This window comes from Niallia sp. FSL R7-0271 (assembly GCF_038005785.1).
In the GTDB taxonomy this organism is placed as follows: Bacteria; Bacillota; Bacilli; order Bacillales; family Cytobacillaceae; genus Niallia.
In genome coordinates this window covers 3,367,114-3,379,260 of record NZ_JBBOTZ010000001.1, presented here as the reverse complement: position 1 = coordinate 3,379,260, position 12,147 = coordinate 3,367,114, and the positions used below count along the sequence as shown (strand labels likewise).

Sequence of the window (12,147 nt, the reverse complement as noted above, 5' to 3'; positions counted from 1 at the left end):
TCCAATTATTATTCAAAGCGAGGACGAGTAATTATGGAATTTGAAGAAGGTTGTGAAGGGATAGCTTGTAAAGTCAGAGGGGCTCATAAGTTGCTACCGTTTAAGCCATGGGATAAGCCTGAAGAAATACATTGGTATTGCGAACACCATTATAAGCAGGCTAAGTCCTATGATGAAAAGGAGAAAGAAGCATTCCTGGAATACTACGCAGATCCAAGAAAAAGAGAATGGCTACCAGATAAATCTTTGAAGCTTTATAACCAATATGCAAAGAAATAGCCCAACTCGTTTGAGAAGGGCTATTATTATTTATTGAAGATTGTCTATGGCATATTGCGCTTCTTCTGCAGTGAATTTTTCACCATAGTCAGAAACTAATTGGTCATAAATAGCTGAATCAGACATATCCATTGATTCTGCATATGATTTAGCTTTTTTTAATGCAATTGCATTCCAATCAATATTATCAAGATTATCAATCGCGTATTGAGCAGCTTCTGCTGGAAAACCTTCTCCATACTCTGATGTTAATTGATCATATACTCCTGCCTTTGACAAATTCATAGTAGTAACATAGTCTTCAGCTTTGTTTAAAGCTGATTTATATTCTCTCGGCACGCTATTTTCTTTCGCTTCTTCAGCAGCTTTTTCTTCGGCTTCTTTTTTAGCCTTCTCTTCAGCTTCTTTTGCTGCTTTCTCTTCAGCAGCTTTTTCTTTTTCGGCTTCCTCAGCAGCAGCCTTTTCTTCAGCTGCTTTCTTCTCAGCTTCTTCTTTTTCAGCAGCTTCTTTTTCACTATTATCGTTGGTTGAAGCTACAGCTTCACTTGTTTTTTCCTTTTCTGGTGAAGCGTCTTGATTTGTGTCGTCTTCACCACCCGTTGCAATCGAACCTACAATTATAACTGCAAGTAACCATACCCACCATTTTTTATAAAATGGTTTTTTTACCTTTTCTTTCTTTGTCAAAATAGTTCCCCCTAATTTATGTATTTTCTATTTGCGAATTAATTCTACTGTGTATGTTATTTTTTTACTATAGTTTCGACAAAAGTAGACAAGGGTTATTTGTCATCCTTCCACTTATAAAGGTCTTCCACAGTTACACCGAGTATTCTAGATAATTTAAACGCTTGGGGTATTGAAGGGTATGTTCTTCCTGTACACCAATTAGATAAGGTGTTTCTTGATATTTCCATGTGTTTTTGTATATATTCACGTTTGTATGGAGACTCTTTTATAATTTCCCCTAAATTAATTTTTATTGAGTTATTGTTTTCCAATTTACATCACCACTAATAACCATTCGACAATGCTGCTATTTTACCTTTCACAAAGTAAATGTATTTTTTGCACAAGAAACTTGTGATAGACAGGCATTAATAGAGAAAAAGCCCATATAGTATATCAACTAGACACTACAATGTAGTCTACTAAGTAACTTTAGGAGGGAAATTAATGGATCCTTTTACTTTTGGTACGATACTTATTGGCTCAGCTGGTGGATCTCTTTTAGTGGTAACTGCACTAGAAAAAATGAATATCACAATTAACGAAGGTATGGTTAAGTTTGTTTTAGAGACAGTTAAATTCGGCGGTATCCTGTGGTTTATTAACCATATTAGTAAGATTTTCTTCTAAGTAGAATACATTGCAGTCTACTATGCAGTGTTCTATGTATCTGTCACCATGTGAATTTGACAATGTAGTATGCAAAGATTGATAGATTGGTATTTAAGATTTGTACATTGTACTTCTTTTTGAGAGCGACTGATATGTTTATCAACATATCTCTTTTCTTCGCTGTTTCTTAGCTCAACAAAGATTGAAAGGAGTTTTTTTAAAATGAGTGGTTTTAATCGAATTATTGAGTCCATATTTCAAGGATACACAGAAAGTAAAACATTTATTGATAAGCAGCATGAGCGCAAGTTCAATGAATTAGGTTATACACCGTTTTTGTTTAGTGATAAATACTTAAAGGAGTTATACCTCGAAATGGAAGCTCCAGAAGATTATGAAAGGCTGATTAATTATATGGACCGTTTTGACCTATATGGAAATGGATATAAATTTTGCGACCAATTGTACATCCACACTAAGGATGATTATGAGAAGTTGAAAAAGAAAAAAGATAAAAATGATGATTGGTTGAATTGGGTTTAAGGAGTTGAGGATAATGAAATATTATTGTTCGATGTTTCCAGAGGACTTTTTAGAAGTTGATAAATCTGATTCGGGAGACGATAGCATTTATATTGGCTGTAAGGTTTGTGAGGAAGAAACAGGTTATTTTGTAAACCTTGAATTGGATAAAGCGGAAGAATTGGCGGATTTAATAAAATCTATAGTTTCCGAAATCAGAAAGGGAGGAAGAACATGATTGAACTTTTCGCAATTCCATTAGCTATAGCTGGTGCTGCACTGTTGCCTAAAAGACAAATGAAAGATGAGGATAAAATAAAACAAATATTTATCAACAGACGAGTAGGAATCAAATCAGGAGAAACAATCAAATACCCCAAACTAATCCGCAAACATACCGACTCTAAATCTTATTCCACCTACTTATACTCCTTACCTTTAGGTATCCCATCAGAAGCATTTGAAGGCTTATTACCAGTATTAAAAGACGGTCTTAATAAAGAGGTTGATTATGAATTTGACGGTCTATTAAAGCTACGTGTTTATCATGAAGAACTGCCAGAAAGATGGAACTATAATGAATCTCTTGTACGAAAAGGAACATGGGAAGTTCCAATTGGGAAAAACCATACTGGAATCCTTTATCACGATTTTGAAAAGTACTGCCACTTATTAAATGGTGGAGTAACCCGTTTCGGCAAAACAGTGTTTATGAAAGGTATACTCAATACTTTAATAATGAACAACCCGGATGATATTGAAATTTACATTCTAGATCTTAAAGCAGGTTTGGAGTTCTACAAATATAAAAAGCTTTTCCCTAATCAAGTTAAAGAAGTAGCCTGTGATGTTTTTGAGTCAGCTGAGGTACTAATGAAACTAACTGAGGAGTTAAAAGAAAAGGAAACAATGTTCAGGGAGAAAGGATATACAAATATTATTGATACACCAATAAAGAAGCGTACTTTTATCTTTGTGGATGAAGGTGCGGAACTATCACCAAACATTGTCAAAGACAGAGCTTCAAAGAAGTATGCTGAGTTTTGCCAGGCAGCATTATCTGAGATTGCTCGAATTGGTGGCGGTATAGGATATAGACTTATCTATGCTACTCAGTACCCTACAAAAGAAGCAGTGCCTATGCAGGTAAAGATGAACATAGTGGCTCGAATTTCATTTATCTGTGCTGCAAGGACTGGAAGTATGGTGCTCTTAGATGATGTGGGGGCTGAAGATTTACCTTCAATACCAGGAAGGGCCATTTACCTTGTGGAAAAGAAAAGGACTGTTCAGGTGCCTTATATTGACGATGGTATGATTCTTAAAATGATGGAGGATAACAATGATTTCAACACAAAGCCGAATAGAAAAATTATTGATGACGATAGACACATTGGGCGTAGTGAAAATAAAACATCTACAAAAGATTCATGACTTAAAAAGCTATAGGAACGCATGTAGAGTTGTTCAGCAGTTAAGGCCATATATTCATGAGGCCTTCCACAATCGAGAAAAGATTATCTATTTAAATAAAGCAGGAAGGGAACTAATAGGTGCCACCAAGGAAGTGAAAAAAACTTCTCAGATAGATCATGACTTGTTAAGAAATGAAGTTTATTTACATTTTGATTGCCCGATAGACTGGCAATCGGAGTTTATTACTGAAATTGAAATGGAGGTAGTTCCTACACTAGAAATGAAAATTAACGGTTTAAAGCCTGCAACCAAAAGAAGAATTGTAAGTGATGCAGCATTTATAAGGAATGGATACATCCATTTAATTGAAGTGGATAATACAAGGGACATGGCAGACAACAAAAAGAAAATAAATCGATATGAAGAATTAATGCCAATGATAAAAGATGTAGTTCCAGTGCTATTGTTTTTTACAACGACCGAGGATAGAAAAAGAAAGTTGGAGACTTGGTGCAAAGGAAAGGGGTTTAGATTTCAAGTTAAAACATTTATGGAATTATAAAAAAAATTTATGTTTTCATTAACGGCAGTTTGTGGTGCAGGGAAAACGGAAGTTTTATTTAAAGGAATAGAAAAAGCCCTCAGCACACAAAAAAGAGTGTGTATTGCCACTCCAAGAACAGATGTCGTCCTTGAACTGACACCGAGGCTGCAGCGAGCCTTTCCAACAATCAACGTAATCCCTTTGTATGGTGACAGCGGCAACAAGCTGAAGCACAGCTCACTGTTTATCAGCACAACGCATCAGTTATATCGCTTTGAGCAAGCTTTTGACCTCATTATTCTTGATGAAATGGACGCATTTCCATACTCTGCTGATGAAACATTGCAGCATGCCATAAATAAAGCGAGAAAAAGTAAATCAACATTGGTGTATTTAACAGCAACTCCTAATAAAAGCTGGCAGCGTAAATGCAAACATAAAAAGATAGCGTATGTAAAAATCCCGGCACGTTATCACAGGCACCCATTGCCTGTTCCTCGCTTTATATGGTGCGGCAATTGGGAAAAGCTCCTAAATCAAGGCAAGCTGCCCCAAAGGCTGCTTGTATGGTTAAAGGAGCGGCTAAGCAAGGGCAAACAAATTCTCTTATTTTTGCCGAAGATAGCGCAATTAGAAAAAGCAAAGACTATTTTGGGACAGTTGGACAGCAAGGTGGAATCAGTTTTTGCTGCCGATCCGCACAGAATAGACAAGGTGAAAAAAATGCGAAACAAGGAAATAAATCTGCTGATTACTACGACTATATTGGAAAGAGGTGTTACTTTTCCAAATATAGATGTTGCTGTATTAGGTGCAGAAAATGATGTGTTCACCGATAGTGCTCTTATTCAAATTGCCGGGAGAGCTGGAAGAAGCAGCGAGCATCCAGACGGAGATGTGGTGTTTTTTCATCATGGGAAAACATGGAGTATGGTCGAGGCAAAGAATCAAATCGAAAACAGTAATAAGGAAGCTGCCCAAACAGGCATGCTTCTGCTTAGGTAAGGAGGAATAAAGTGCATTGTACATTTTGTTTAACTTCCCTAAGACCTGTCTTAAACTGGACTAGTTTATTTGCTGAGCAAAAAAGCGAATTGCTTTGTGAAGAATGCAAAAGTAAATTAGAGTTCATTACAGGAAGTCGGTGTTCTATTTGCAGTCGGCCTTTCTCTCGCATTGATTCAGAATATATAAGGGGCAGCTTGTGTCTTGATTGCTATAAGTGGGAACAAGATCCTCAATGGAAAGGAGTGCTGGATGGCAATACCTCTATTTTTGTGTATAATGACTTTTTAAAAGAAATCATTGCCCTTTTTAAATACAGAGGAGATCATAAAGTAGCAGGAGCGTTCGCTGCATACTTTCCCAAAAAAACTGCAAGAGGAAGAGTGGTATCACCTATACCGTTAAGTGAGGAAAGACTGTATGAGCGAGGCTTTAATCAATCAGAGGCAATTCTTGCATATACTCATTTAGGCTACAAGCAGCTGTTATCTCGCGTTCATGGTGATAAACAGTCGAAAATCAGCAGACAGGAAAGATTGGAAAATACTGCTGTGTTTTCTGCGGCAAATATTGAGGGCTGCCATGCTCAACATGTGCTGCTCGTTGACGATATATATACTACAGGTGCAACGGTAAGGCAGGCGGCTAAAGTGTTGAAAAATGCAGGAGCCAATACTGTCATTTCGTTCACTGTTGCGAGATGACAATTACTATGGGAGGAAAAGAGAAAATGGCTGAATTAGCGAACTGCCCTAAATGTGGGGACATTTATGTAGTAAATAATCTTAGGGATATTTGCCCTAAGTGCTATAAGCAAGAAGAAGCGGATTATGAAAAAGTGTATCAATTCATTCGCAAAAAGCAAAACAGAACAGCACCGATGGAACAAGTTGTGGCAAATACAGGAGTCGAAAAATCGTTAATATATAAATGGATTAAAAAAGGACGCATTAAGCTGTCCCAATTTCCTAACTTAGGTTATCCATGTGCAAAATGCGGCACACAAATCAGAGAAGGAAAGCTTTGCACGAGCTGTCTGTCGAACTTGCAAGGAGATATTAAAAGCATGGAAGCAGAAGAGGAACGAAAAAAACAGGCAAAATCAGCCACTTACTTTATTGGTAAATAGTAGATAAACCTTAGCTCTTGGGCTGTACGTGACAGCCCAGATGCATACTTCGTTACCTTCTCTGTAGAATCTCCTAGACCAATCCTCACGACTTATTCATCAATATAGGAAAATACTCTTGGTGTTCCTGTTTTAAATTAGTCTTTTTGGCGCATTTTAAGAAAAAGCGAAGGAAATGTTTAAATAAAACGCTAATCATCCGATACTAGAGGTAGAGCTTTTCTGTACGGAAAAAAAGAAAGCGAGGAATAAACATGAAAATTAATAATTACGGAACACAAGGAATTAATCCATATAAAAAACAAGTAAGTAAAATAGATCAAGTAAAAACAGAAGCAGTTAAGGGGACAGACAAAATTGAAATCTCCTCTGCTGCTAAAGAACTTCAGCAAGTGACTCAAGTGTCACAAGCAAGAACTGAAAAAATTGAAGCATTAAAAAAACAAATTCAAAATGGCACATATGAAGTTCGTTCAGAGGATATTGCAAACAGCATTGTCAATTTCTATACGAAGAATAATCAAGCTAACTAATACTAAAAGGAGGGTCTCTAATGTCTGCGTCCTTATTGATTGAAGTGCTGGAAAAGCTCGTTAACTCTCATGCAAGCCTGTATGAAGTGGCGAAGAACAAAACAGAGATCATAAAGAAGGGGGATATAGAGTCCCTTCAGCAAGTAATGAAAGATGAGCAAGCGCATATCATGAGCATTCAAAAGCTGGAAGCGGCACGAGTAGAAGTTTGCCGAAAAATTGTTAAGACCGTTCATAATCCTACTATTTCTGATTGTTTAGAACTGATGGAGCCAGAACCTGCGAAACAGGCGGGCGAGGCAGCGGATAAACTGCGAAGCATTATTGGAGAGTTAAAAGATGCGAATACGTTAAATCAGCAGCTGTTAAGACAATCGATGCAATTTGTGAATGTATCATTAAGCTTGTTAAAACCAACCAAACAAAGCCTTAATTACGGTAAGCCGGTAAATGGAAATTCTGTTCACACAGGCAACATCGGAAAAACATCAAGCAGTCTTTTAAATATGAAGGCATAATGGAGGAGAAGTCATGGGATCAACCTTTATGGGACTTGAAACAGCAAGACGAGGGCTGGTAGCGCAGCAAAGTGCCCTATATACAACAGGTAATAATATTTCAAATGCTAATACTCTAGGCTACACTCGTCAAAGAGTTGACTTAGAGCAATCACAAAGCTTTCCTGGAGTCGGACAGAATGCGCCGAGAATTGCAGGACAATTAGGTACAGGTGTTACAGCAGGATCTGTCAGCAGAATCAGAGACAGCTTCCTTGATACACAATACCGCTCTGAGTCAAGCAAGCTGGGATATTGGGAAAACCGTACTACAGCAATGAGCAATCTTGAGACAATCATGAATGAACCTTCTGAGTCCGGGCTGTCTTCTTCGATGGATTCTTTCTGGGAATCATTGCAGGATTTGGCAACAGATCCACAGAATTCTGGAGCACGTGCCGTTGTGCGTCAACGCGGTATTGCCGTATCAGAAACATTCAATTACTTGCATAAAACAGTATCAGCTGAAAAGAGCGATGCGAAAAACGAGCTTGGTGTTGCAGAAAAAGCAATTAATACTATTCTTACTCAGTTAGACCAAGTTAATAAACAAATCGGCAGTGTAGAACCAAACGGATACTTGCCAAACGATTTATATGATCAGCGAGACAGCTTGCTGGACGAGCTTTCTTCTTATACGAATATTAAAGTATCGTATGAAGCTTCTGGAGGCAATGCATTAGCACAAGCTGAAGGTAAAGCTGTTGTTACATTAGTTGATGATAAAGGCAACGCCTTGGGTACTTTAGTTGATAAAAATGGATATAACACAATCAAAGTTAACAGCAATGCTGATGACAGTGCTGTAACAAGCATAACCATCGGAGATTCAGAGATTAATATTAATGACTTTGAATCTACTGGGAAATTAAAGAGTATCGTAGAAGCATATGGCTATGAAGATGCAGATGGCAATTTGAAGGGCATATATAATGATATGTTGACAGAGTTAGATAACCTTGCTTATACATTTGCAACGAAGTTTAATGAGGTTCACCAAGAAGGGATGAGCCCGAACGAAATTGAAGCAGGCGAAAACCAGTCGATCTCCTTCTTTGCTGATTCTGAAAGTGCAGATGGAGCCATTACAGATCGCAGTGGATTTGCAAGCAGAATCTCGATTTCTTCGAGCATTGAAAGCAGCTTAGATAATATTGCGAATGCTTCACCTGGAACAGATCCTTCGCAAGCAACACTGGGTGATGCAACATATGTGAGCAAATTGGCTGACATCATTAACCAGAAGTATGATTACGGCAACAATTCAGAGATGTCTAACTTCCGCAACTACTATGAAGGGGTTATCGGAAGTATGGCAGTTAGCGCACAGGAAGCAGAGAAGATGACTTCAAATGCAACGACTTTGCAGCAGACTGTTGAGAACAAACGGATGAGTACAAGTGCTGTTTCACTGGATGAAGAAATGACAAATATGATTCAATTCCAACAGGCTTACAATGCGGCAGCAAGAATGATTTCATTATCAGATGAACTTTTAGATACGATAATAAACGGCATGGGTGTCGGAGGGAGATAGGTGATTAAGCAATGCGCGTAACACAATCAATGCTTTCAGCAAACAGTTTGCGTAATATCAGCAACAGCTACAATAAGCTGAACCAATTATCGAACCAAGTAGCAACAGGGAAAAAAATCACAAAACCGTCAGATGATCCAGTTGTAGCGATGAAGGGTATGTACTACCGCTCCAGCCTGTCAGAGGTAGAGCAGTATAAACGCAACCTGTCAGAGCTGTACCTGTGGATGGATAACTCAGAGGCAGCAATGGACCAAGCAAGCTCAGGGCTAGACCGGGTAAGAGAATTGCTTGTTCAAGGGAAAACAGATACGAACGGTGTGGATGAAAGAGGCGCTATCGCTGAAGAAATTAACCAGATTAAAGAAGACTTGGTAAATGTAGCGAACACGAAAGTAAACGGAAAATATCTTTTCCACGGTACTGATATTTCTAATCCACCAGTAACTGCAGGAGATCCGCCGCAAGTTGCAGCGAATATTGCCGACGGATCAATTGACAGTTATACAGTGGAAGTTTCAAGCGGCGTTTCAATGAAAGCGAACGTGAATCCAGCAACCTTCAACCAAGAAATGTTTGATGTTGTACAGGAAATTCAAGACAAAATGGAAAACAATGATACAACAGGATTAGATGAATTGCTGACAAGACTTGATTCTGTCATGAATTCCTTGTCTAGCGAAAAGTCTGAGCTTGGTGCAAGATATAACCGCTTAGAAATGGTTGAGTCAAGAATTGACGCACAAGAAGTGCTTGCTAACAAAGTTCTTTCAGATAATGAAGATGTTGATATGGAAGTAGCAATCACAAACTTGTCTGTTCAGGAAAGTGTTCATAACGCTTCATTGAGCGTAGGAGCAAGAATTATTCAGACATCATTAATTGACTTTTTAAGATAATATAACTGACTTGGCTGGAAGCTTCGTTTTAAGACATTCCTAATCACTAGGCAAACGGCTCATTTCGCCTCAGTATTGTATAAACACTTGAAGCTATTCTGTAATGAATAGCTTTTTTTTATAGAAAGGAGAGAAATATTCATGCAAATACCACAGCTGCGGATTGATTCAACACCTGCTAAGCTTGGACTTACAACAGTCCAGCCGCAAGTTCAAATGGAGCAAAAGCCTGCTGATTTGTATATTGAGCAGCCAAAGGCAGAGCTGATTATTGATAAAAAAGCTGCTACTTTGACAATCGACCAAACAGAGGCAAGAGCCTATGAAGGTATGAAAACACGAGAAAGATTCATTGATGATTATGTCCAAAAAGGCCGCCAAGAATGGCTTAAAGGAATTGCAAGACGCATAAAAGACGGACAGCAGCTTGCAGCAATTGAAAATAAAGGTAATCCTATTCCGCAAATTGCCAAAAGAAACAGCGAAGGACCGCCGAAGCAGTTTGGTCTAGGCTGGATACCGCCAGCAAACAGTGTCAAAATCCAATATGATCCAGGCTATGTGAAAACATCCTTTGAAACATATGAACCAATTATTGATGTTAACCAAAATAAGCCACTAATCGACTATACACCTGGAAAAGTTATAACAGAATTAGTTCAATATCCAAGTTTAGAGATTCATTTTGAAAATTTAAAGTCCAATGGGGTAAACTATCAACAATCAAAATAAAAGGACTGATGTAATTGAAAATTAATACAAAGTTTCATGGAGAAAAAGAAATAACCGACAAGGAAATCATTCATTTTCCAAAAGGAATTCCTGCATTTGAAGAAGAACAACAATTCGTCATCCTGCCGATTGATGACCAAGAGCATATATTCATCCTTCAGTCTGTCACAAACGAAAATCTTGGTTTTGTTGTTGCAAACCCTTTCGTTTTTTTCAAGGAATATGAGTTTGAACTAGCAGAATCTACGACAAGCTTTTTAGAGCTAGAGTCAGATAGGGATGTTCTTATCTTTACCATTTTGACAGTCCAGGATCCTTTTGCAAAAACAACCGCTAATTTGCAGGCGCCGATTATTCTTAACATAAAAAACAATCAAGCCCAGCAAGTAATTCTAAATTTGCCTGAATACAAAACAAAGCACAGCATTTTTTCACAACAACAATCAGAAGCGGTAAAGGGGTGAGAAGATGCTCGTACTATCCAGAAAAGTCGGCGAAGTAATCAAAATAGGCAATGACATCGAATTAACAGTCGTGTCAGTCAGCGGAGATCAAGTAAAGATAGGAATCAATGCACCTAAACAAGTCGAAATACATCGCAAAGAAGTATTCGATCAAATTTATAATGAAAATAAAGCAGCATCTGTTGACATCAGCAGTGTGTTAAATGTCTTCAAAAAAAATAAATAAAAAAGTATAAAAAACATTAAACAAAAAATTCTCCTGCCGATATATAAAGTAGAGAGGGGAAGGGCGGCCGACCTTCCCTAATCCTAAAAGAAGTTCACAAGGATGTGGACAGACAATTCAAGGAGGAGAAATTTACAATGAGAATCAATCACAATATCGCTGCATTAAACACATACCGTCAATTGAGCTCTGCAACAACTGCTCAATCTAAATCAATGGAGAAATTATCTTCAGGTCAACGTATCAACCGTGCTGGTGACGATGCTGCTGGTCTAGCAATCTCTGAAAAAATGCGTGGACAAATCCGCGGTTTGGATCAAGCATCTCGTAACTCACAAGATGGTATCTCTCTAATCCAAACAGCTGAAGGTGCATTGAACGAAACACATGCAATCCTTCAACGTATGCGTGAGCTAGCTGTACAAGGTGGTAACGATACAAACACTACTGATGATCGTGATCAAATCCAAACAGAGATTGATCAATTAACAAAAGAAATCGATCGTATTGCTGATACAACTGAATTTAATACGCAAAACCTATTAAAAGGATCTTTCTCTGCTACACTTCAAGTAGGGGCAAATGATGGGCAAGTAATCAACTTCTCTATTAGCGGAATGGGCGCTTCTAGCTTGGGTGTTTCTGGTTCAATCAGCGTAGGGACGAACGCAGAAGCAAGTGGTTCCATCTCGCTACTCGATGCTGCTATTACTTCTGTTTCAACACAACGTTCGAACTTAGGTGCATTGCAAAACCGTCTAGAGCATACAATCACTAACTTGGATACATCTTCTGAGAACTTGACTGCTGCTGAATCTCGTGTTCGTGACGTAGACATGGCGAAAGAAATGATGAACCAAACAAAGAACTCTATCCTTGCTCAAGCAGCTCAATCAATGCTTGCACAAGCAAACCAACAACCACAAGGCGTACTTCAATTACTTCAATAATTGGTTGCGGACT

At 38.2% G+C, this 12,147-nt stretch carries 19 protein-coding genes; 17 read left to right on the top strand and 2 right to left on the bottom strand.

All coding sequences use genetic code 11. From position 1 onward, the window contains the following. Positions 1-33 precede the first annotated feature (33 nt). A complete protein-coding gene (locus MKX82_RS17245; protein WP_341078760.1) occupies positions 34-279 on the top strand; it encodes a hypothetical protein in 246 nt (81 codons plus the stop codon). Between the two features lie 30 nt (positions 280-309). On the opposite strand, the gene MKX82_RS17240 is transcribed toward MKX82_RS17245, so the two are convergent. Further along, positions 310-966: an Ltp family lipoprotein gene (locus MKX82_RS17240; RefSeq protein ID WP_341078758.1), complete on the bottom strand. Its 657-nt coding sequence runs from the start codon at positions 964-966 to the stop codon at positions 310-312. A 95-nt stretch (positions 967-1,061) separates the two neighbouring features. Continuing rightward, on the bottom strand, positions 1,062-1,280 hold the full coding sequence (locus MKX82_RS17235; protein WP_341078756.1) for a helix-turn-helix transcriptional regulator: 219 nt from the start codon (positions 1,278-1,280) through the stop codon (positions 1,062-1,064). A gap of 175 nt (positions 1,281-1,455) precedes the next feature. Here MKX82_RS17235 and MKX82_RS17230 point away from each other — a divergent pair, with 175 nt between their 5' ends. The 16 genes from MKX82_RS17230 (at position 1,456) to MKX82_RS17155 (ending at position 12,134) form a co-directional block, all read left to right on the top strand. After that, entirely contained in the window at positions 1,456-1,638 is a 183-nt protein-coding gene (locus MKX82_RS17230; RefSeq protein WP_341078753.1) for a hypothetical protein, read from the top strand. A gap of 204 nt (positions 1,639-1,842) precedes the next feature. After that, positions 1,843-2,163, top strand: a complete 321-nt coding sequence (locus tag MKX82_RS17225) for a hypothetical protein (RefSeq protein WP_341078750.1) — start codon at positions 1,843-1,845, stop codon at positions 2,161-2,163. Between the two features lie 13 nt (positions 2,164-2,176). After that, entirely contained in the window at positions 2,177-2,380 is a 204-nt protein-coding gene (locus tag MKX82_RS17220) for a hypothetical protein (RefSeq protein WP_341078749.1), read from the top strand. After that, on the top strand, positions 2,377-3,576 hold the full coding sequence (locus MKX82_RS17215) for an FtsK/SpoIIIE domain-containing protein (RefSeq protein ID WP_341078747.1): 1,200 nt from the start codon (positions 2,377-2,379) through the stop codon (positions 3,574-3,576). Before MKX82_RS17220 ends, MKX82_RS17215 begins: the two co-directional genes overlap by 4 nt. Continuing rightward, positions 3,545-4,120: a replication-relaxation family protein gene (locus MKX82_RS17210; RefSeq protein ID WP_341079576.1), complete on the top strand. Its 576-nt coding sequence runs from the start codon at positions 3,545-3,547 to the stop codon at positions 4,118-4,120. Before MKX82_RS17215 ends, MKX82_RS17210 begins: the two co-directional genes overlap by 32 nt. 9 nt (positions 4,121-4,129) lie before the next feature. Then, positions 4,130-5,107, top strand: coding sequence for a DEAD/DEAH box helicase (locus MKX82_RS17205; protein WP_341078745.1), 978 nt, complete (start codon positions 4,130-4,132; stop codon positions 5,105-5,107). Between the two features lie 11 nt (positions 5,108-5,118). Then, entirely contained in the window at positions 5,119-5,811 is a 693-nt protein-coding gene (locus MKX82_RS17200) for a ComF family protein (RefSeq protein ID WP_233315674.1), read from the top strand. Positions 5,812-5,837: 26 nt separating this feature from the next. Then, positions 5,838-6,236, top strand: a complete 399-nt coding sequence (locus MKX82_RS17195; RefSeq protein WP_341078740.1) for a TIGR03826 family flagellar region protein — start codon at positions 5,838-5,840, stop codon at positions 6,234-6,236. A 254-nt stretch (positions 6,237-6,490) separates the two neighbouring features. Next, on the top strand, positions 6,491-6,769 hold the full coding sequence (gene flgM, locus MKX82_RS17190; RefSeq protein WP_233315672.1) for a flagellar biosynthesis anti-sigma factor FlgM: 279 nt from the start codon (positions 6,491-6,493) through the stop codon (positions 6,767-6,769). A gap of 20 nt (positions 6,770-6,789) precedes the next feature. Next, positions 6,790-7,287 (top strand): flagellar protein FlgN, encoded by a 498-nt coding sequence (locus tag MKX82_RS17185; protein ID WP_233315671.1) that lies wholly within the window; start codon positions 6,790-6,792, stop codon positions 7,285-7,287. A 13-nt stretch (positions 7,288-7,300) separates the two neighbouring features. Further along, positions 7,301-8,863 carry a flagellar hook-associated protein FlgK gene (gene flgK, locus MKX82_RS17180; RefSeq protein WP_341078736.1) on the top strand — a complete coding sequence of 521 codons (1,563 nt, stop codon included), beginning with the start codon at positions 7,301-7,303 and terminating at the stop codon, positions 8,861-8,863. Between the two features lie 11 nt (positions 8,864-8,874). After that, on the top strand, positions 8,875-9,762 hold the full coding sequence (gene flgL, locus MKX82_RS17175) for a flagellar hook-associated protein FlgL (RefSeq protein ID WP_341078735.1): 888 nt from the start codon (positions 8,875-8,877) through the stop codon (positions 9,760-9,762). Between the two features lie 141 nt (positions 9,763-9,903). Next, positions 9,904-10,494: a DUF6470 family protein gene (locus tag MKX82_RS17170; RefSeq protein WP_341078733.1), complete on the top strand. Its 591-nt coding sequence runs from the start codon at positions 9,904-9,906 to the stop codon at positions 10,492-10,494. Between the two features lie 14 nt (positions 10,495-10,508). Beyond that, complete coding sequence (gene fliW, locus MKX82_RS17165; protein ID WP_233315667.1) at positions 10,509-10,958, top strand: flagellar assembly protein FliW; 450 nt, start codon at positions 10,509-10,511, stop codon at positions 10,956-10,958. 4 nt (positions 10,959-10,962) lie between these two features. Continuing rightward, positions 10,963-11,184, top strand: a complete 222-nt coding sequence (csrA, locus tag MKX82_RS17160; protein ID WP_341078722.1) for a carbon storage regulator CsrA — start codon at positions 10,963-10,965, stop codon at positions 11,182-11,184. Positions 11,185-11,321: 137 nt separating this feature from the next. Then, positions 11,322-12,134, top strand: a complete 813-nt coding sequence (locus MKX82_RS17155; protein ID WP_341078719.1) for a flagellin N-terminal helical domain-containing protein — start codon at positions 11,322-11,324, stop codon at positions 12,132-12,134. Positions 12,135-12,147: the final 13 nt, after the last annotated feature.

Coding starts and splice junctions, on each gene's coding strand:
- MKX82_RS17230 (WP_341078753.1), top strand. CDS start 1,456: ATGGATCCTTTTACTTTTGGTACGATACTTATTGGCTCAGCTGGTGGA.
- flgM (WP_233315672.1), top strand. CDS start 6,491: ATGAAAATTAATAATTACGGAACACAAGGAATTAATCCATATAAAAAA.
- flgL (WP_341078735.1), top strand. CDS start 8,875: ATGCGCGTAACACAATCAATGCTTTCAGCAAACAGTTTGCGTAATATC.
- csrA (WP_341078722.1), top strand. CDS start 10,963: ATGCTCGTACTATCCAGAAAAGTCGGCGAAGTAATCAAAATAGGCAAT.
- MKX82_RS17155 (WP_341078719.1), top strand. CDS start 11,322: ATGAGAATCAATCACAATATCGCTGCATTAAACACATACCGTCAATTG.
- MKX82_RS17205 (WP_341078745.1), top strand. CDS start 4,130: ATGTTTTCATTAACGGCAGTTTGTGGTGCAGGGAAAACGGAAGTTTTA.
- MKX82_RS17195 (WP_341078740.1), top strand. CDS start 5,838: ATGGCTGAATTAGCGAACTGCCCTAAATGTGGGGACATTTATGTAGTA.
- flgK (WP_341078736.1), top strand. CDS start 7,301: ATGGGATCAACCTTTATGGGACTTGAAACAGCAAGACGAGGGCTGGTA.
- MKX82_RS17245 (WP_341078760.1), top strand. CDS start 34: ATGGAATTTGAAGAAGGTTGTGAAGGGATAGCTTGTAAAGTCAGAGGG.
- MKX82_RS17170 (WP_341078733.1), top strand. CDS start 9,904: ATGCAAATACCACAGCTGCGGATTGATTCAACACCTGCTAAGCTTGGA.
- MKX82_RS17225 (WP_341078750.1), top strand. CDS start 1,843: ATGAGTGGTTTTAATCGAATTATTGAGTCCATATTTCAAGGATACACA.
- MKX82_RS17185 (WP_233315671.1), top strand. CDS start 6,790: ATGTCTGCGTCCTTATTGATTGAAGTGCTGGAAAAGCTCGTTAACTCT.
- MKX82_RS17220 (WP_341078749.1), top strand. CDS start 2,177: ATGAAATATTATTGTTCGATGTTTCCAGAGGACTTTTTAGAAGTTGAT.
- MKX82_RS17215 (WP_341078747.1), top strand. CDS start 2,377: ATGATTGAACTTTTCGCAATTCCATTAGCTATAGCTGGTGCTGCACTG.